Raw genomic sequence first — 20,963 nt, forward strand, 5'->3', positions numbered from 1 at the left:
TCTATTGTGTCTATTTCAGTAAATCAGCCTTGAGGGGGGCGGCTTTGTTTTGAAGAAATATGCAAGACAAACTAAAATACTAGAAATTATAAAAGAAAATGAAATTGAAACTCAAGAAGAATTAGCAGATTTATTGAAAAAACAAGGAATCGAAGTTACACAAGCTACTATTTCTAGAGATATAAGAGAATTAGGAATAGTTAAGGTCATGACCAATAATGGTAAATATAAATATGCAGCTTTAAAACAAAATCAAGATTGTATAACGGAGAGGTTAATAACTATTTTTAAAAATTCTATTGTATCTATGGAGATTGCCGGAAATTTATTGGTGCTAAAAACTATACCTGGAGCTGCTCAAATTGCAGCTTTTGCAATTGATTCAATGAAAGTAGATAACATTGTGGGTACAATAGCAGGAGATGATACGATTTTCGTTGCAGTAAATGGAAATGAAAAAACAATTGAGGTATTAGAATTCTTTCAAAACCTTATGAAGTAGCAGGGGGAATAAAAATGCTCCTTGAATTAAATATTAGCAATTTTATTATAATTGAGAAAATGAAAATAACTCTAGATAAAGGGTTTAACATAATTACAGGAGAAACTGGTTCTGGCAAATCGATAGTGATTGATGCACTTAATATACTTTTAGGAGGAAGAGCTAGTAAAGATTACATAAGAACTGGTTGTAATAAAGCTTTTATTGAAGGATTATTTTATTTGGAGAAACTTGAGAGTATTAAAAATGTATTAGATGAATATGGTATAGAATTTGAACAAGATAATATGTTATTAATATCAAGAGAAATTTTTTCTTCAGGTAAAAGTATATCTAGAATAAATGGTAGAGTTGTTACTCTTAGTATGTTAAATAAACTCACAAAAAAATTAGTGGATTTGCATGGACAACATGAACATCAGTCATTACTATCAGTTGAAAATCATATAGAATTACTTGATTCATTAGGTAAAGAAAATATAAAAAGTTTAGTTATTAGTGTGAAAGAAGAATTTGATAAGCTTAAAAAATTAAAAAGTAGATTGAAAGAAATTGGAATAGATGAAATGGAAAAAGAAAGGAAAATAGATTTACTAAAGTTTCAATTAAACGAAATAGATTCGGCTGAATTAAAAATTGATGAAGAAGAAAAAATAATAAGTGAATTAAATTTGTTGAGTAATGCTGAAGAATTGTTAAACACTATAAATGATATATTAGAATGTATTAATTCGAATGATTATTATAAAACTTCGTTACTTGACCAAATCAATAGCGTCTCAAAAAATTTAACTAAAATAGTTAAATATAATAATAATTTTAAAGAGTATAATGATATAATTGAAACTATTTATTATCAATTAAAAGATATTGCAACAGAATTAAGGTTATATCAAGAGACGATCGAATATGATCCAGAAAGAATTAAGTTGCTTGAGGAAAGATTAGATTTAATAAATAATCTAAAGAGAAAATATGGTAATACTATTGAAGAGATATTGAAATACAGAGATAAAATAGCTTATGAATTAGAAGTTATTTTAGATAATGAAAAGGAAATAGAGAATATTAAGAAAGAAATTTTTTTAGTTGAAGAGAAATTAAATCTAATATGTGAAAAACTTTCTAATGAAAGAAAATTAATAGGAAAGCAAATAGAAGCAGAAATTACTAAAGAACTTAAAGAGTTGAATTTGAAAAATGTAAAATTTGAAGTTAGTTTCAAAAAATTAGATTATTTTACCGAAAAAGGTTTAGATAAAGTAGAATTCTTAATATCTACAAATCCAGGAGAACCTTTAAAACCTTTAAATAAAGTTGCTTCAGGTGGAGAATTGTCTAGAATCATGTTGGCAATAAAAACAATTTTAGCTGATGTTGATAATATTCCATGTTTAGTTTTTGATGAAATTGATACAGGAATCAGTGGTAAGACTGCTATGATTGTTGGAGAAAAAATTAGAAATATTGCTCAAACTCGTCAGGTAATATGTATAACTCATTTGCCACAAATTGCTGTACTTGGAGATGTACATTTTTACATAGAGAAAAGAGAAATAGAAGGAAAAGTAGTAGCAAAAATAAATAAATTAAATTATGAAGAAAGAGTTAATGAGATTTCAAGACTTTTAGGTGGCACTAAATTAACAGAAATGACGAAAAAATTGGCAAATGAAATGTTAATGGCGAACAAGAAGAAAAATAAAGTATCCTGATATTGGATACTTTATTTTTTTCTCCAATAAATTGGCAAGAAAGAATTTAGTTAATAAATTTCTAATTATTATATAACATATTTACAAACAAAAAAGTTCAAATTATATATACAGATATATTTTTCAGACTGTAGACAAAATATTTGTTTTATAATTATGTGTTTGGTAACACTCTAACACTAAGTAGGCTGACAACTGATAGCCGATAGTTCAATTTAAAGGGTTATTATGTAGTATAGAATATTAGCATTATTCGTATAAGGGGAAATGGGAGTGTGATTTTTTTGTATAATTTAAAAACAAGATTAGCTAAGATACTTTTAATCTTATTATTATTTTTGATTATCTTTGAGAGTTATACGTACTACCATTTTCCCTCTCAAATAGAGATAATAGAAGGAGAAAAAAGTGATTTTAAAATATCATTTCCATTTACGATAGATAATATAGGAGAATTAGAAAAAATAATTGTATTAGAAAGAAAATATGGTAATGATATATTAAAAAAACAGTATGAAATTCAATCTCTAACTAAAGGAAAAAGCAATATAAAAATAAAGTTGTTAGGTTTTTTGCCATTAAAAAATATCGAAGTAAATGTCATAGATAAAGTTTATCTTATGCCAGGTGGACATTCAATAGGTGTTAAACTTGATACTAGAGGAGTAATTGTTGTAGCTTTTTCAGATATAATAGGATGGGATGGTAAAAAACATAATCCTGCCAAAGAAGCAGGAATTAGAAAAGGTGATGCTATTTTAGAAATTAATGGAATAAAGGTGAAAGACTCAGATCATGTAATTGAGCTTTTAAATAACACGAAAAATGAAACTATAAATGTAAAGATTGAGAGGAAAGGTAAGATATTTACTACAGAAGTCAAACTTATAAGAAGTAAAAACGAGAAACAATATAAATTAGGGGCATGGATAAGAGATAAAACTGCTGGAATTGGAACATTAACTTTTTTTGATCCAAAAACAAAAATTTTTGGAGCATTAGGGCATGGAATTACAGATATAGATACAGGATTTTTATTACCTGTAGAAAATGGACAAATAATGACAGCTAGAGTATCATCTGTTCAACAAGGTAAAAAAGGGTTGCCTGGAGAATTACGAGGTATTTTCTTTGAGTCTGAAGATAAGATAGGGGAAATAGAAAAAAATACTAAATTTGGTATATATGGAATTTTACACAAAGATATTAGTAACAATGTGTATAATAAACCGTTACCAATTGGGTTACAAAGTGAAGTTAGGGAAGGTAAGGCTTATATTTTAACAACAATAGAAGATGAACAAATAAATAAGTATGAAGTAGAAATAATAAAAGCTCAAAGACAATTAGTTCCAAATCAAAAAAGCATGATTATTAAAGTAACAGATAAGAAATTGCTTAAAAAAACAGGTGGTATAGTACAGGGGATGAGTGGAAGTCCTATAATACAGAATGGAAAAATAATTGGTGCAGTTACACATGTTTTTATAAATGATCCTACAAAAGGCTATGGCCTTTATATTGAATGGATGTTGAAACAATCAGGCATAAAATATACAAATAATAAAGAATTTGCACAAGTGAATTAAAATAAGTAAACTAAGATATGGGTATACCATATCTTTTTTTTAAAAATTTTGATTTATACTAAATTTAGAAATGCAGGAAGGATATATATAATTTTTGTCGAATAGTAAAAAAAAATAAATAATTCAGGGGGGAATAAAGTGGAAAATCAAAAAATCAGAATAGTAATTGCTGATGATAATAAAGATTTTTGTAATATTTTACATCAATTTTTATTAACACAGAATGATGTAGAAGTTGTTGGTATAGCAAAGGACGGTTTAGAAGCATTGGAATTAATAGAGAATAAATTACCAGACGTATTGATTTTAGATATAATTATGCCACATCTTGATGGCTTAGGAGTATTAGAAAAGTTATGTACTTTAGAATTAGATAAATTTCCTAAAGTAATAGTTTTATCTGCAGTTGGGCAAGATAAGATAACTCAAAGAGCGATAGCTTTGGGAGCTGATTATTATGTGGTAAAACCTTTTAATTTTGATGTATTTATAAAGAGAATAAGACAATTAATGGGTTCAATACCAGCTATTGTAGAAAAAAGAAAACAGGTCGATTTAAAACCTAGCTTTATTAATCCTGTGAATAATGGTAAAAGTCTTGAAGCTAAAATCACAAACATAATTCATGAGATTGGAGTTCCAGCTCATATTAAAGGTTATTTGTATTTAAGAGATGCTATAGGTATGGTAATAGAAAATGTAGAATTACTAAGTGCAGCTACAAAGCGATTATATCCTTCTATAGCTAAAAAATATAATACTACTCCTAGTAGAGTTGAGAGAGCTATAAGACACGCTATTGAAGTAGCTTGGAGTAGAGGGAAAATAGATACTATAAATAATCTATTTGGTTATACTGTGCATGATGAAAAGGGAAAACCTACAAATAGCGAATTCATAGCGATGATAGCCGATAAATTAAGATTAGAAGAAAAAATTTCATAAAAATTAATAAATATAATAAGCATAATTACACTTTCAGGTATTGTTGTAATTACAATACTTTGAAGGTGTTTTTTTTTTATAATTCATAGGAAATTATAATAAAATCCCATATTAAAAAAATTAATGTTGATTTTAATTGAAACTTTGTCTGGCATGTAAACATGCCAGAGTCGTTATAAACTACTTTAAATTGTGGATAAATTCAAATATAATTTTCGTTTATGGATATGGGCAAAATCTTCCTTAATTTATTTAAATCGAAGATTTTGTTCTTTATTCTGTTTCTAAATAATAAAATTGGTATTATTTATTTAAAATGATAGATAATAATAGTAGGATATGGAGGTAGAAAATGAGTATAAAAGGAATTGTAAAAAAAGATAAAAAAACTAAAAGACTTATATATAAATTAAGCTCAGGGGATATAGCATTATTATCTCATGAAGATATTGACGAAATAGCAGCTGAAGCATTAATAAAATCAAAGGTAAAATGTATTATAAATACCGAAAAAACTATGACAGGCTATTATCCTAATAAAGGTCCATTGAAATTATTAAAAAATGGGATTCCTATATATGAAACAGATAATAAAAGTATATTTAACATAGTAGAAAATGGTGAGATTATAGAAATAAAAAATAACAAAATATTCTATTCAAATAAAGTTATAGGTAAATGTAGACTGATTAAAAAAGATGAAATATTAAAACTATACGATTTAGGTTGTAAAAATTTTGATATAAAATTGAATGATTTTATAGATAATACTATTTTTTATGCGAAAAAGGAAAAGAATTGGATAACTAATAAAATTGATTTGCCAGAAGTAAAAACTTTGATAAAAAATAGACATGTATTAGTAGTTGTAAGAGGTAATGGTTATAAAGAAGATTTAAAAGCAATTTTTGATTATGTGAAAAGCAAAAAACCAGTATTAATTGGAGTTGATGGTGGAGGTGATGCTTTACTAGAATTTGGATTAACACCAGATATAGTTATTGGAGATCTAGATAGCGTTAGTGATAGATGTTTGCGATTATGTAAAGAAATTATAGTTCATGCATATCCTAATGGATATGCACCAGGTCTAGCACGTATAAAAGACAATGGATTAGAAGCAAAAATATTTTCTTCAGTAGGAACGAGTGAAGATATAGCAATGTTATTAGCTTATAATTATGGTGCAGAATTGATTGTTGCAGTAGGTACACATAATTGTATGATAGATTTTTTAGAAAAAGGCAGAAAAGGTATGGGGAGTACTTTCCTAGTTAGAACGAAGATTGGTTCTAAACTTGTTGATGCTAAAGGAATAAATAAATTATATGATGAAAAGTTAAAAATAAAATATTATATTTATCTAGGTCTATCTGCTTTGCTGCCAATTTATGTATTAAGTATGTTATATTTCCCGGTAAAAATGATGTTAAACCAAATAAGTATTCGTATTAAGATGCTTATAGGATTGTAAGGAGTGTTAATTTTGTACCAAAATATAAAAAATAATATTATAACAATAATTTCAATATTTGTATCTTTAAGCATTGGTATATATATAGGATATATAATTGATTTACAAAGTAGTATGTTAAAGAATGATGAAAAACTAATTAACTTAATAGCAAAACAAATTTCCTATTTAGAATCTGAGAACGAACTGCTAAGAAGACAAGTATTAGGACAAAATGATGTTAATTGTTTAATAGGGAGTACAATCTTTAATATAAGTTTAAAAAAATTAATTAATACACATATTACTCTTATAAGTTATGATGATTTTTTTAAATATATTAAAGAATTAGGAGTTAATAATATAGATGTTTTTAGTATAAAGCATGCATTAATAAAAGAAATAAGTAAATCAGCTAATTTGAACAAAATATATAACGATAAGGAGATTTTTAAAGTATATATTAGAAAATGTTTAGAAAGTTTATTTAATGATATATCATACAAATCAAAAAATATTAGGTCTAAAGAATTATCTGTTGATGATAATAAGAAGTATAAAAATTTTATTGTATTTATAAAGAATAGTGAATCCAATAAGATAGCTTTTGTAGAAAAAATAACTGAAGAAGTATTAACGCAAATGTGTAAAGAAAGAGAAGTGCCTTTGCTAATTCTTCAAAAAGAAAATCAAGATAGTAGTAAACAAATTTTTATAAAGAAATGAAATAAAAATCTGAATTTTTTTAAAAGAAATTTGGGGGTTAGAAATGTCTGTCGAAAAGAGAATAGTAGCTGTAATACCAGTTTACAATGAAGTAGATAAAATATACGATACTGTTATTAGTGTAAAAAAAATTTCATTGATTAATAAGATTGTTGTGGTTGATGATGGCTCAAATGATGGGACAATTGAAAAAATAAAAGATTTAGATATAGATATTATAGTACTTGATAAAAACTATGGTAAAGGGCATGCCATTAAAGTAGCTATTCAAACTATAGATTTTGATTATCTTGTATTAGTAGATGGAGATTTAGGATTTTCAGCTATTGAGATTTCTAAATTAATAAATCCAGTAATTGAAAATAAAGCAGATTTTACAATAGCGAAGTTTACTAATAATAGAAAGGGAGGGATTGGATTAGTAAAGAGTCTTGCAAAGTTTGGAGTTTATTTTTTTACTGGTAGAATGATAAATACTTCACTATCTGGACAGAGAGTATATAAAAAAGAGGTAATAAATGATATCTCATACATACCTAACAATTATGGAGTTGAAGTAGCTATGACGATAAGTGCAATTAATAAAGGATATAAATTGTTAGAAGTAGATGTTGATATGTTCCATAGAGAAACTGGTAGAGATTTATCTGGATTTATTCATAGAGGAAAGCAGTTTATAGATATTTTATTTACGTTATTTGTTTTGCTTATTAGAAGGTGAAATTATGTTTCAAGAAAAAATACTGATTTTCATGTTTAGTGTTTTCTTATCATATTTTTTGATAAAAATTTTTTATAATTTGTTTAGAAAAAACAACTTATTATTTACAAACTATGAGTTGCGAAGAATACCTTCGTGTATGGGAATAGTCTTTGTTATTACACAGACTATTACATCTTTGTTAAGTATGATATTACTAGAAGTTAATTATATAATCATATCTTATTATTTAATATGTATGTTGTTCATTGCAGTTATTAGTTTGCTAGATGATATAATTGGCGATTATAAAATTAAGGGTTTTAAAGGTCATATTTTAAATCTATTCAAAGGAAATGTTACAACAGGAGCATTAAAAGCTGCAACAGGTTTCGTATGTTCTTTTTTTATTTCTTATTTTATATCTAATGATTTAAATGAACTAATGATTAATACAATTATATTAGTTTTATCTATAAATTTTATAAATTTATTAGATTTACGGCCAGGTAGAGCTGTAAAAATGACAATTGTCTTAATTATTTTACTATTATTAAGTCAATCGACTAGAAATACTTTTATTTTAATATCGGCTCTAGGATTTTTAATTGTATATTTACCTAAAGATTTGAAAGGAATTATGATGTTAGGGGATATAGGTGCAAATACATTAGGATGGACGTTGGGAGTTCAATTAATCATAAATATGGATTTAATGATAAAATTTATAGCTTTAATTTTACTTATAATCATACATATTATTGCAGAAAAGTATTCTATTAGCAAAATAATTAAAAATAATAGAATATTAAATTATATAGATCAATTAGGCAGATAATTAGGAGGTAGATAAAACTGTTAAATATAAAGATTGGAAATGTAGTAGATATAATGCAACGATATAAGAAGATGACGATAGTAAAGGTAAAAGTAGAAAATAAATTTTATAAAGCAATTAATTATGTTGATATAACAGGCAATGTAATGATTGATGATGTTGTTGTATTAAATACGACTGCTATAGATTTAGATTTAGGTACTGGTGGTTATCATTTTATTATTTATAACATGAGGCTGAAGAAAAAAAAGAGTAAAAAAGATGGACATATTATAAAGTTAAGATATACACCTTTACAAATAAAGTGCAAAACTGTTGAAGAGGAAGAAAGGTACAAGAAAGTATTTGAAACGTTTAGTTCTTTAGATAACTTTATTGTAGTTGTAGGAACGTTGCATAGTATGTTAGCTCCTATAGCTTGTATGATAAAATGGTTAAAACCTGATGTAAAAATCAGTTATATAATGACAGATGGTGGTGCTTTACCAATTCAATTTAGTAATACAGTACGTGAATTAAAAAGTAAATGTATAATAAGTAATACGATTACAATAGGCCATTCATTTGGAGGAGATTATGAATGTATTAATATATATACTGGTTTGATAACTTCAAAGTCAGTTTTAAAAAGTGATGTAGCTATTATAACGATGGGGCCAGGTATTGTAGGCACGGGTACTAAATATGGTTTTAGCGGTACTGAACAAGCTTATATACTAGATGTTGTTAATAAATTCAAAGGAATTAGTTTTGCAGTCCCAAGAATTAGCTTTAGTGATAGTAGAATAAGACATAAAGGAGTTAGTCATCATACACTTACTGTATTAAGTGAATTAATGTATTCAAGAACTAATATCGTTCTTCCTATATTAGAGCAAGAAAAGCTAAAGTATATAATAACTCAAATAAAAAGCTATAATATAGATAAAAAACATAATGTTTTTTTAGAAGATGGTAAGGATGTAAAAAGAGCTTTTGAGTTTTATAATATTGATGTTACAACAATGGGAAGACATTTTTCTGAAGACAAAGAATATTTTTATACATTAGGTGCAGTTGCAAAGAAAATTGTTAAGTACCTTAATAATAACTTTACAAAAATATAAACTTTATTAATAATATATATAAAGAATATTAATAAACATAAAGAAAGGGGAATATTATGATTTTTGAAGAAAATACAATGAAAACAGAGAGAATATATGAAGGTAAAATATTGAACTTAAGAATAGATACAGTAGAATTACCAGATAAAAAATATTCAAAACGTGAAATAGTAGAACATCCTGGAGCTGTTGCAATTATAGCGATTACAGAAGAAAATGAATTGGTATTGGTAAAACAATTTAGAAAGGCAGTAGAGAAAACACTTTTAGAAATACCAGCTGGTAAATTAGAAGTTGGTGAAGAGCCTGAAGAGTGTGCTAGAAGAGAACTTTTAGAGGAAACAGGTTTTACAGCGAAAGAGATGAAATATTTATATGAATTTTATACTTCACCTGGTTTCTGTAATGAAAAGATGTATTTATTTTTAGCAAAAGGGTTGATTAAAGGTGATTCTAATCCTGACAATGACGAATATATAGAAGTATACACAAAAAAAATAGATGAATTATACAATATGGTGATTAATGGAGAAATATTGGATAGTAAAACTATAATAGGTATTTATACTGCAAAAATGTTAATGGAAAATAAAAACTTCTAAATACAGAATTATGATTAGTAATATTATCCTTCATGTAAGCATAGTATTTTCTAGAAGCTTACTTGAGGGGTGATTATTTTGAGTATTAATCTCAAAAGAATATTTAATAATCATTTTCAAAAATATCTTTTTTTATATTTTTTAGTTATTGTTTTTTTAATGATAGGCATTTCAACAGGAGCAATTACAATACGGGTTGTAGATGATACTGCTAGAGATCAGATAATAAATTATTTAAATTCTTTTTCTAGTATTATTAATAAAGATATAGATTTAAAAGCTTTGAAGATTTTTAAATATTCAATAACCAATAACATACAAACGATTATTGCAATTTGGCTATTGGGTATAACTGTAATTGGTATACCGATAGTATTAATAATAATAGCTTTAAGAGGTTTTATAATCGGTTTTACAGTAGCCTTTTTCATTAAGGAATTTAAAATTAAAGGGGTAACTTTATCTTTACTTTGTCTGTTACCACAAAATATTTTTTTAGTTTTTGGTCTTATAGTAATTTCAGTAATATCTATTTTATTTTCTATTTCAATTTTAAAAAATAAGATTAATGTAATTAAACAACCAAGTTTTTTAAACAGATTTATTAACTATACTATTACTATATTTATAGTATCAATTATTATAATTATGGGTTGTTTAGTAGAGTCTTTTACAACACCAATTCTCCTTAAAATAATAAATAATTACTTGACAGTATTTATGAAGTAATTTAATATTAAATATGTTATTATGTTTTTAAGTAATTGTAAATTAAAAAGGGGAAGTTCTATGGATTCACTTTTAAATAAATTTCTAGAGTATTTGCTATATGAAAGAGAAGCTTCTAATAATACAATTGAATCATATAGTAGAGATTTACGTCAATTTAAAAAATATATTACAGAAAATGATATAAATGATTTTAGATTAGTTAATAAAACTACTATTATAACATATTTAGTTTATTTGCAAAAAATTGGACGTGCCCCTTCTACTGTTTCGAGAAATTTAGCTTCAGTAAGGAGTTTTTATCAGTTCCTTTTAAATGAAGGTATAGTAAAAAAGGATCCAACTGTAAATTTACAATCTCCTAAAAATGAAAAAAGATTACCTCAAGTTTTAACTCCTAAAGAAGTAGAGTTATTACTAGAGCAACCAGATTTAAACACATCAAAAGGTGTTAGAGATAGAGCAATGCTTGAACTGCTTTATGCGGCTGGTATAAGAGTGTCTGAGTTGGTAGCTTTAGATATAGATGATATTGATTTAAAACTAGGTTTTTTAGTATGTTCAAAAAATACTTCAAATGAACGAAATATACCAATAGGAAGATTTGCAATAGATATTTTGAATGAATATCTATTAAATCATAGAAAAAGTTTTGTTAAGGATAATAATGTAAAAGCATTGTTTTTAAACTATCATGGTAAGAGGCTGACTAGACAAGGTTTTTGGAAGATTATAAAATCGTATACAAAAAAGATTAATCTAAATAAAGCTATAACACCACATACTTTAAGACACTCATTTGCAGTACATTTAATTGAAAATGGTGCTGATTTAAAATCTGTTCAAGAGATGTTAGGACATTCAGATATATCTACTACTCAAGTATATGCAAAAATTACAAAACCTACTTTAAGGGATGTTTACAATAAAACTCATCCAAGAGCATAGCTCCACATTATGTGGGGTTGATTTTTTCTGATTTTATTCTTATACTTTAGGGTATACTATTTTATTGAAGGAAGGTGAATTTATGATAAAAAGAGTTACATTGATTGTGTTAGATAGTGTGGGTATAGGTGCACTTCCAGATGCAAAAATGTATGGAGATGAAGGAAGTCATACTGTCGATAATATTTCAAAGCACTTAGGGGGATTACAATTACCTAATTTAGAGAAATTAGGATTAGGTTTGATAGAAGGGGTTAATGAAATAAGAAAAACAGATAAACCTATTGGTTCATTTGGTAGATCATTAGAAAAATCAGCAGGCAAAGACACTACAACAGGACATTGGGAAATTGCAGGTATTATTCTTGAGAAGCCATTTCCTACTTACCCAGATGGATTTCCTTCTGAAATAATATCTAAATTTGAAGAGGCTATTGGAAGAAAAGTATTAGGTAACAAACCAGCATCAGGTACAGTTATAATTGAAGAACTTGGAAAAGAACATATGGAAACAGGTTATCCTATAGTATATACTTCTGCTGATAGTGTATTCCAAATTGCTGCACATGAAGAAATAATTCCTGTTAAAGAGCTTTATGAGATGTGTGAAAAGGCAAGACAAATATTAACAGGAGAGCATAGTGTAGGAAGAGTAATAGCTCGTCCATTTTTAGGTAAACCAGGTGAATTTTATAGAACTCCAAATAGAAGAGATTTTGCATTAAAGCCTATTCAAAGAACAATTTTAGATGAAATTAAAGATAAAGGTTATGATGTTATGGCTGTAGGTAAGATTGAGGATATATTTGCTGGTGTAGGAATAACAGAGAGTATTCATACAAAAAATAATATGGATGGTGTAGATAAAACTATTGAGTTTATGAAAACAGATAAAAATGGATTAATATTTACTAATTTAGTTGATTTTGATATGAAGTATGGTCATAGAAATAATGTAGAAGGATATGCACAAGCATTAAAGGAATTTGATGAGAGAATACCTGAAATAATCGAGAATTTAAGAGATGATGAGATTTTAATAATAACAGCTGATCATGGTTGTGATCCAACAACACCAAGTACTGATCATTCTAGAGAATATATACCTATTTTAGTATATGGTAATAAAGTAAAAAGTGGTGTTAATTTAGGAACAAGAGAAACTTTTGCAGATATTGGAGCAACAATTTTAGATATTTTAGGAATAGAAAAATCTATAAATGGTAATAGTTTTGCGAATTTAATTATGAAGAGATAGGAGTGAATGCTATGGATTTATTAAATAAGATTAAAGAAAGTACTGATTTTATTAAAGAAAGAATAAATATTAAACCTCAAATTGGATTAATACTTGGTTCTGGATTAGGTTCTTTAGCAGAAGAGATAGAAAATCCAACATTTATTGAATATAAAGAAATTCCTCATTTTCCTACGTCTACTGTTAAAGGACATAAAGGACGTCTTGTAATTGGTGAGTTAGAAGGTAAAAAAGTTATAGCAATGCAAGGAAGATTTCATTACTATGAAGGATATTCACTACAGGAAGTAACTTTTCCAGTTAGAGTTATGAAAGATCTAGGTGTAGAAAAAATAATTGTAACAAATGCTGCTGGAGGAGTAAATAAAGAGTTTACCCCTGGTGACCTTATGGTTATTGAAGACCATATAAATTTTGCTTTTGATAATCCATTAATAGGAAAAAACTATGAAGAATTAGGACCAAGATTTCCAGATATGTCACATGCTTATTCAGAGAGATTAATAGATCTTACATTTAGAGTAAGCGAAAATCTAGGAATACAAATGAAAAGAGGAACATATGTTTTTATGAGTGGGCCTACTTATGAAACACCAGCAGAAATAAGAATGGCATCTTTCCTTGGTGGGGATGCAGTTGGAATGTCAACTGTACCAGAAGTACTAGTTGCAGTACACTCAGGTATTGAAGTGCTAGGTATTTCTTGTATAACAAATATGGCGGCTGGAATATTAGATCAACCATTGGATCATAGTGAAGTTATAGAAACAACTATTAAAGTAAAGAACAAGTTTATAAAATTAGTTAAAAATGTTCTTAGAGAAATTTAATTAAACTAAGGAGGTAAAAAGATGAAAAATTTAATTGAGAAAATTAAAGAAACAAGTAATTACATAAAAGAAAAAGTGGATTTCAGTCCTGAAATTGGGTTAATATTAGGTTCTGGCTTAGGAACATTAGCAGATGAAATTGAAGATAGTATAATTTTAAAGTATGAAGAAATACCAAACTTCCCTGTTTCAACTGTTAAAGGACATGAAGGGAAACTTGTGTTTGGAACTTTAGAAGGTAAAAAAGTTGTAGCTATGAAAGGTAGATTCCATTATTATGAAGGTTATTCAATGCAAGAAATTACATTCCCAGTTAGAATTATGAAAGAATTAGGCGTAAAAATGTTGTTAGTAACTAATGCTTGTGGAGGTATGAATAAAGAAAAACTTTACCCTGGAGCTTTAATGCTAATAGAAGACCATATTAATTTTATGGGAGATAATCCTTTGATTGGACCAAATTACGAAGAACTAGGACCAAGATTTCCAGATATGTCACATGCATATGATAAAGAATTAATTGAAACAGCTAAAAAAGTAGGAGATAAACTTGGAATAAAAACTGAACAAGGTGTTTATGTTGCAATAAGTGGACCAAACTACATGTCAAGAGCAGAATTGAGTATGTTAAGAAAATTAGGTGCTGATGCTTTAGGAATGTCTACAGTTCCTGAAGTAATTGTGGCTAATCATGCAGGGTTAAGAGTTTTAGGTATTTCTTGTGTAACTGATATGGCAATTGCAGACGAAATTGAATCAATAAGTCATGAACAAGTAATAAAAGTAGCTAATGAAACTAGACCAAGATTTATACAGCTTGTTAAGGGAATAGTTAAAGAGGTGATATTATAATGAGAATGTACGATATAATAAAAAAGAAAAGAGATGGTTTTGAATTAACTAAAGAAGAAATTGAATTTTTTGTAGAAGGGTATACCAAAGGAGATATTCCAGATTATCAAATTTCAGCACTTTTAATGGCAATCTTTTTTAATAAAATGACAAAAAGAGAAACTGTTGATTTAACTAAAGCTATGTTAGATTCAGGAGATAAAATTGATTTATCAAATATAGAAGGTATTAAAGTAGACAAACACAGTACTGGAGGAGTAGGCGATAAAACAACATTAGTTTTAGGACCTATGGTTGCAGCTTGTGGACTTCCAGTAGCTAAAATGTCAGGAAGAGGACTTGGACATACGGGAGGAACTTTAGATAAATTAGAATCTATTAAAGGTTTGAGGATAGAGCTTAGCAAAGATGAATTTGCAAGAAATGTAAATAATATAAATATTGCAGTTTGTGGTCAGACAGGAGATATTGCACCTGCTGACAAAAAACTTTATGCTTTAAGAGATGTTACTGCGACAGTAGATAATATATCTTTGATTGCAAGTAGTATCATGAGCAAGAAGCTAGCAGTAGGTTCTGATGGAATTGTATTAGATGTAAAAGTTGGTAGTGGAGCTTTTATGAAAGATTTTGATAACGCATATAAATTAGCAGAGGAAATGGTAGATATAGGTAACAGTATGGGGAGAAAAACAGTTGCTGTAATTTCTAACATGGATGAACCACTAGGATATGCAGTAGGTAATGCATTAGAGGTTAAAGAAGCTATTGAGACGTTAAGAAATAATGGACCAGAAGATTTAGTAGAACTTTGCTTAACGTTAGGTTCACATATGTTAGTTATTGGTAATAAAGCTAAAGATTTAAATGAAGCAAGAGAAAAACTAATAGATGTTTTAGAAAGTGGTAAAGCTTATGAAAAATTTATAGAGTTTGTGGAAGCACAAGGAGGAGATGTTAATTACGTAAAAGATACATCTTTATTACCACAGGCTAAATATGTTTTAGAAGTGAAAAGTGATGAAGAAGGTTATGTACAGTCAATAAATGCAGAAGAAGTTGGTAAATGTGCATTGTTTTTAGGTGCTGGACGTGAAACAAAAGAGAGTGAAATAGATTTATCAGCAGGTATAGTTTTAGCAAAAAAAGTAGATGATAAGGTTTCTAAAGGTGAAATTTTAGCGTATGTTCATTCTAATGATAAGGAAAAAGGTGAAGAAATAGTAGAAAGATTGAAAAATATAATTAAAATTGGTGAAAAGAATAAAGATGAGAAAAAGTTAATATTTACAATTGTAGAAAAAAATAGTTAAGAGGTTATCTATATAGATAACCTCTTAACTATTTTTTGTATTTTATCTTCAGCTTGAAAATCCTTACCAAGTAAAAAGTAAGAACTTTCATTATGTTAGCTAAAATTTTTTATTTGCTGGTTTAACGAACAAAATAAAAAAGAGAAATATACACATGGAAGAGATTTAAAATGGAATCCATACGTATATACAAAAGCATAGAGGGCAATGGAGGATGATAAGTTTGCAGCAAAAAGCAGAAATCTTACTAAAATATTTTAGAGAGGGTGAATCACAGAGAGAAATAAGTAGAACATTAGGTATCTCAAGAAAAACAGTAAGAAAATATATTAAAGAATTTGAAGAGAAATTAGAAAAATTAGGGAGAGAAAGAGATGAAAACAAGATACTTTTGCTAATCGAAGAAATGGTATCAAAATCTAAATATGATACATAAAAAAGAAAAAGAATTAAACTACCAGACGAAGTTATTGAAATAATAGATAATTGTCTTAAAGAAAATGAAAAAAGAAACTTTCAGGTAAATCAAAGCAAATAATGAAAAAGATAGATATTTATGAGTATTTAATAGAAAAAGGGTATGATATAGGTTATACAACTGTTTGTAACTATATTAGAGAGAAAGGAGAGATTAAAAAAGCTTTTATTAGGCAGGAATATATATTAGGAGAAACTTTAGAATTTGATTGGGGTGAGGTTAAACTAAATATTGATGGAAAAGATACAGTGCTTAACATGGGACTATTTACAACTGCATCAGTGGATTATTGATATTAATCATTTCATACATATATTAAAAAAGAAGCCTGGGGCACTTCACTTAAGTGCTGGAAGACACCAAATGTGTCCAGAGCTTCAACAAATATACCATTAAAAAGATTTGTTGCTAATACAGACAATATCAAAAGCATAATTTTAAAAAGACCTCCTAGTAGCGAAGACTATTCATCAGACAAGGATAATGAAATTGAAAAAGTTTCTATTAATTTAATTCGGAGGATATTTTTACAGAAAATTTTGAAATTGAATTGACATACAAACTGATAATTTATATAATGAAAACAAACAGTAAAAATTTAGTAAATTATATGATTTGACCACAAATAGCTGGTAATTGTTTGGTAATTTTTTACAACAAGTAATTTCTTTTAATAATTTTTTCTTTTAAAAAAACTATGTAATTATTCCTTATAAACCCTTGATATTGCTGGTGTTTCGGGCATTTTATGTATAATATAAGTTATTTTACAAAAAGGTGGTAATTACATATGTTTATTAAAAATAATTTTCAGCAATTGTCATTAAATGATTCAATAAATAATATGCCTAAATACTAAAAAAATATTAGATAAAAGTTGGTCTAATGCTTTTCAAAAATATATTTTTCCTGATGTTAATGAAGAGCTTTTTTCTGTTCTCTATAGTGATAATCCTGCTTTCAGACCTAATTCTCCAGTAAATGTTATCATAGGGTTATTAATTTTAAAAGAAGCATTTCAATTAACTGATGAAGAATTAATTAGTTCATTGTATTTTGATTTTAGATTTTAGCATGCTTTAAGAACTACCAATTGTCTGTATTAACAACAAATCTTTTTAAATGAAAGAACCAGAATATATAAAACTAACAAACCAGAAAGCAGATGTTGAAGGAATTCCATCAGTATTCAGAAGAAGGTATAAAATAGATACCATGTCTATCAGAGGATTAGTGCGCCGATATTATATGCAAATTAAGAAAATAGCTAAGGCATATTAGTTAAGAAATTTGATTTAAAAAATTAGTTTTTGTGTTTTAATCATTATATAATAAAAGGAATGTACTTAAAAGAATAATGAAAATGGTGATTAAACTATGGATATTAAAAGAGTTTTAAATATATATTGGAAATTTATTCGTCCTTATTTGTTTAATCAAATACTAGTTTTGTTTCTTATTATTTTATCTTCTTTTTTTACTTTATATTTACCTTATATATTTAAGATGATAATAGATAATTTGCTGACTACTAAAAGTATTGAATTGTTATTGAGGAATGTATTTTATTTTGTTATTTGTTATTTATTACAATCACTATTCCAAATATTAAAGATAAGGAAACTTTCATATATTAGAAACAGGTTAGATTACGATTTGACTTTAGAATTATTAAAAAAAATATTAAATTTTGATGTACATTTTTACCACAAGGTAAAAATCGGTGAATTAATTCAAAGAGTGATGAATGAAGTAACAGAGGTAAAAAATATATTTAGTGATTTACTCATAAGTTTTATTACACAATTGGTTAATTTTTTTATTGTTTTACTGATAATGTTTAAATTAAATATGAGTTTAACATTTTTAGTATTGGCTGCAGTCCCATTTATAGTTGCACATTTAATGTATTTTAATCCCAAATTCAAAAAAACTCAGACTGAAATAAAAATAAAGACTTCTTTACTTACTAATAGTTTACAAGATTATCTTCAAGGTATCGATGTAATAAAATCACACCGTAAAGAAAGTTATGTATTGTACTTATTATTAAGAAAACTTCATTTTCTTATATTGGGTTTTTGTAAAGCTGTATATTTACAGGTACTAAATGGACAAGTTATGTCACTTATTAACCTAGTTATACCTGTATTATTATTAATTTTTGGTGGAATAAATGTCATTCAAGGGGAGATGAGTATTGGTTCTTTTGTTGCTATATATACATATATCAATAAATTATATAGCCCTATAAGATCTATAGTAAATATAAATATTCAATTACAAAAGGCTTTTGCTGCTTTAGAACGTTATGTTGATATAATTGAACATCCAATTGTTAATAAAAAAGGTGTGTATAAGTTAAATGATTTAAAAAAAGGAATAACGGTCAACAATGTGAGCTATATTTATCCAAATGGAGAAGTTGGAATAGAGAATTTATCATTTGAACTTAATAAAGGAGAAATAATTGCTTTGATAGGAAGAAATGGTGTTGGTAAATCCACAATATTAAATATACTACAGGGGATTTATCTTCCTACAACGGGTACGGTGTTGATAGATGGTGTTCCTCTTAATAATGTTTGTGAAAAAAGTCTTAAAAAATTAATAGGTTTTGTTCCGCAAAATAGTTATCTATTTAATACTACTATTCAAAAGAATATCACACTGGGTTGGGGCTGGAATAAGAACATTGAAAAATTAGCTAAAGTATTAAATATTCATGATTATATCCTGAGTCTTAAAGAAGGTTATCAAACTAAAGTAGAAAGAAATGGAGAAGATTTTTCAGGTGGACAAAAACAAAAAATAACTATCTTGCGAGCATTATATAATGACCCTGTTATTATTTTATTGGATGAATCTACTTCTGCAATTGATAATAGTTCAGAAAAAGCATTTTTCGAATATTTAAGGAATATAAAGGGAGATAAATTGATAGTTTTTGTTACTCATAATAAAGATTTATTGAAATATGCAGATAGAATTATTGATCTTGATAATCAAAGTATTAAAAAGAAAGGGGGAGAATATGCCTCTAATAAATCAGCAATACCAATATTATAAGCGTGAAGAAAATTATCTTCTTATATTTCCAGAGATACCTTATTGGCTGGTTACAAAAAAAGGTGGATTTAAATTAGTACAATTACTTACGAAACATGATTCAATAGCTGATGTTGTTAATATTTTAAAAAAAGAATTTGATTTGACTGATCCTGAGAATATAGTATTAAATCTTTTTAATCAATTAAAAAAAGTTGAAAATAAACATAAAGAAAATAATTGCAAAGCTATCGGTAAAGAAATTAGAAAAATTAGTATTGCTGAAATTGTTTTAAGCAGGAAATGTAATTTGAATTGCATGGCTTGTTATAGAAATTGTAGTCCTTCCGATAATAGAGTTCTCAGTAAAAAAGAAATATATAAATTTTTAAAAGGAATTAAACACATTTCTGATGATACTTGTGAAATCGGTTTTGTAGGAGGAGAACCTTTATTACATTGGGATTTGTTAGTTTATAGTATTAATGCTGCAAGAAAATTAGGATATAAAAATTTCTATATGGATACAAATGCTACTTTAATCACTGAAAAAAAAGCAAAAGCATTATTTGATCTTGGGATAAAGGAAGTTACAGTATTATTAGATGGAGTATCCTCTAATGTACATGAGTTAACAAGAGACAAAAATGTCTTTCATCAAATAATAAGAGGTATTAGGATATTAAGGGATACTGGAATTGTAGTTACTGTGAGAATGACAGTTCATAATCAGAATAAAATGCAAATAGAAGGGTTTATTAAGTTTTGTGTTGATGAAAAAGTATATCCTTCTATTAATCCTTTAGCTCCATTGGGTAGAGCTCAAAACCTAACATATGATCCTGTATCTTTAAAAGAAATTTTTATAAGTCTCAAGAACATGGTTAAACGAGGTGTTATATCAGAACACCAGGCTATAAAAAGTATTTATCATTTTTTCATTAATGACGTTAGTAATTTAAGTTGCAAAAGAAATTGTGGTATTGGTTTCAAGTCTGTCTTGTTGAATAATAATGGTGATATTTATCCATGTATAGAAAGCTTATGTTCTGAGAAATTTGTTATGGGTTCTATTAAAGTAAATAGTTTTATTGATATATGGTGTAATTCAAAAATAAGAAAAATTCTATCTAATTTAGATTCAGATACATTCAGTAAATGCAACAAATGTGATTTAAAATTTATTTGTGCAGGACATTGTAGAGCTTTATCTTTTCATTCAACCAAAAAATTTGATGCACCGTTTATATGGTGCAAAAGTATACATGATACTTATATTGAGGCAATGTGGTCCGTTGCGGAATTAAAAAATATATGTTAAGGAGGGAGCG

At 27.0% G+C, this 20,963-nt stretch carries 22 protein-coding genes; all 22 read left to right on the top strand.

The annotated features are described in order from the left end of the window. Positions 1-49 precede the first annotated feature (49 nt). The 22 genes from AB4Y15_RS06515 to AB4Y15_RS06620 all read left to right on the top strand — a co-directional run bounded on the left by AB4Y15_RS06515 (position 50) and on the right by AB4Y15_RS06620 (position 20,953). Complete coding sequence (locus tag AB4Y15_RS06515; protein ID WP_427339212.1) at positions 50-502, top strand: arginine repressor; 453 nt, start codon at positions 50-52, stop codon at positions 500-502. Between the two features lie 14 nt (positions 503-516). Further along, on the top strand, positions 517-2,217 hold the full coding sequence (recN, locus tag AB4Y15_RS06520; RefSeq protein WP_427339213.1) for a DNA repair protein RecN: 1,701 nt from the start codon (positions 517-519) through the stop codon (positions 2,215-2,217). A gap of 284 nt (positions 2,218-2,501) precedes the next feature. After that, entirely contained in the window at positions 2,502-3,806 is a 1,305-nt protein-coding gene (gene spoIVB, locus AB4Y15_RS06525) for a SpoIVB peptidase (RefSeq protein ID WP_427339214.1), read from the top strand. Between the two features lie 138 nt (positions 3,807-3,944). Next, complete coding sequence (gene spo0A / locus AB4Y15_RS06530) at positions 3,945-4,751, top strand: sporulation transcription factor Spo0A (RefSeq protein WP_427339216.1); 807 nt, start codon at positions 3,945-3,947, stop codon at positions 4,749-4,751. A gap of 352 nt (positions 4,752-5,103) precedes the next feature. Beyond that, positions 5,104-6,225, top strand: a complete 1,122-nt coding sequence (gene steA / locus AB4Y15_RS06535) for a putative cytokinetic ring protein SteA (protein ID WP_427339218.1) — start codon at positions 5,104-5,106, stop codon at positions 6,223-6,225. 12 nt (positions 6,226-6,237) lie between these two features. Beyond that, positions 6,238-6,930, top strand: coding sequence for a hypothetical protein (locus AB4Y15_RS06540; RefSeq protein WP_427339219.1), 693 nt, complete (start codon positions 6,238-6,240; stop codon positions 6,928-6,930). Positions 6,931-6,973: 43 nt separating this feature from the next. Next, positions 6,974-7,651: a glycosyltransferase family 2 protein gene (locus tag AB4Y15_RS06545; protein WP_427339221.1), complete on the top strand. Its 678-nt coding sequence runs from the start codon at positions 6,974-6,976 to the stop codon at positions 7,649-7,651. A gap of 4 nt (positions 7,652-7,655) precedes the next feature. Continuing rightward, positions 7,656-8,468, top strand: a complete 813-nt coding sequence (locus tag AB4Y15_RS06550) for a phospho-N-acetylmuramoyl-pentapeptide-transferase (RefSeq protein ID WP_427339223.1) — start codon at positions 7,656-7,658, stop codon at positions 8,466-8,468. Positions 8,469-8,539: 71 nt separating this feature from the next. After that, complete coding sequence (locus tag AB4Y15_RS06555) at positions 8,540-9,574, top strand: DUF3866 family protein (protein ID WP_427339225.1); 1,035 nt, start codon at positions 8,540-8,542, stop codon at positions 9,572-9,574. Between the two features lie 56 nt (positions 9,575-9,630). Next, positions 9,631-10,176 (top strand): NUDIX hydrolase, encoded by a 546-nt coding sequence (locus AB4Y15_RS06560; RefSeq protein WP_427339226.1) that lies wholly within the window; start codon positions 9,631-9,633, stop codon positions 10,174-10,176. Positions 10,177-10,254: 78 nt separating this feature from the next. Beyond that, positions 10,255-10,905 carry a stage II sporulation protein M gene (spoIIM, locus tag AB4Y15_RS06565; RefSeq protein ID WP_427339228.1) on the top strand — a complete coding sequence of 217 codons (651 nt, stop codon included), beginning with the start codon at positions 10,255-10,257 and terminating at the stop codon, positions 10,903-10,905. A 60-nt stretch (positions 10,906-10,965) separates the two neighbouring features. Further along, positions 10,966-11,853 carry a site-specific tyrosine recombinase XerD gene (xerD, locus tag AB4Y15_RS06570; RefSeq protein WP_427339229.1) on the top strand — a complete coding sequence of 296 codons (888 nt, stop codon included), beginning with the start codon at positions 10,966-10,968 and terminating at the stop codon, positions 11,851-11,853. A gap of 82 nt (positions 11,854-11,935) precedes the next feature. Continuing rightward, the gene (locus tag AB4Y15_RS06575) at positions 11,936-13,111 is read left to right on the top strand and encodes a phosphopentomutase (RefSeq protein ID WP_427339231.1); all 1,176 of its coding nucleotides are present in this window, start codon (positions 11,936-11,938) and stop codon (positions 13,109-13,111) included. 11 nt (positions 13,112-13,122) lie between these two features. Then, positions 13,123-13,941 carry a purine-nucleoside phosphorylase gene (locus AB4Y15_RS06580; RefSeq protein ID WP_427339233.1) on the top strand — a complete coding sequence of 273 codons (819 nt, stop codon included), beginning with the start codon at positions 13,123-13,125 and terminating at the stop codon, positions 13,939-13,941. Between the two features lie 21 nt (positions 13,942-13,962). Continuing rightward, complete coding sequence (locus tag AB4Y15_RS06585) at positions 13,963-14,793, top strand: purine-nucleoside phosphorylase (protein WP_427339234.1); 831 nt, start codon at positions 13,963-13,965, stop codon at positions 14,791-14,793. Beyond that, positions 14,793-16,106: a pyrimidine-nucleoside phosphorylase gene (locus AB4Y15_RS06590; RefSeq protein ID WP_427339235.1), complete on the top strand. Its 1,314-nt coding sequence runs from the start codon at positions 14,793-14,795 to the stop codon at positions 16,104-16,106. Before AB4Y15_RS06585 ends, AB4Y15_RS06590 begins: the two co-directional genes overlap by 1 nt. 214 nt (positions 16,107-16,320) lie before the next feature. Next, positions 16,321-16,542: a helix-turn-helix domain-containing protein gene (locus tag AB4Y15_RS06595; protein ID WP_427339237.1), complete on the top strand. Its 222-nt coding sequence runs from the start codon at positions 16,321-16,323 to the stop codon at positions 16,540-16,542. A gap of 101 nt (positions 16,543-16,643) precedes the next feature. Then, on the top strand, positions 16,644-16,877 hold the full coding sequence (locus AB4Y15_RS06600; RefSeq protein WP_427339238.1) for a hypothetical protein: 234 nt from the start codon (positions 16,644-16,646) through the stop codon (positions 16,875-16,877). A gap of 72 nt (positions 16,878-16,949) precedes the next feature. Beyond that, a complete protein-coding gene (locus tag AB4Y15_RS06605; RefSeq protein WP_427339240.1) occupies positions 16,950-17,138 on the top strand; it encodes a hypothetical protein in 189 nt (62 codons plus the stop codon). A 568-nt stretch (positions 17,139-17,706) separates the two neighbouring features. Further along, positions 17,707-17,865: a hypothetical protein gene (locus AB4Y15_RS06610; RefSeq protein WP_427339241.1), complete on the top strand. Its 159-nt coding sequence runs from the start codon at positions 17,707-17,709 to the stop codon at positions 17,863-17,865. A gap of 96 nt (positions 17,866-17,961) precedes the next feature. Further along, positions 17,962-19,653: an ABC transporter ATP-binding protein gene (locus tag AB4Y15_RS06615; RefSeq protein ID WP_427339242.1), complete on the top strand. Its 1,692-nt coding sequence runs from the start codon at positions 17,962-17,964 to the stop codon at positions 19,651-19,653. Continuing rightward, positions 19,619-20,953, top strand: a complete 1,335-nt coding sequence (locus AB4Y15_RS06620) for a radical SAM protein (protein WP_427339243.1) — start codon at positions 19,619-19,621, stop codon at positions 20,951-20,953. The genes AB4Y15_RS06615 and AB4Y15_RS06620 overlap by 35 nt, the downstream gene beginning before the upstream one ends. Positions 20,954-20,963: the final 10 nt, after the last annotated feature.

The organism is Caloranaerobacter longqiensis, assembly GCF_050286925.1.
GTDB lineage: Bacteria > Bacillota > Clostridia > Tissierellales > Thermohalobacteraceae > Caloranaerobacter.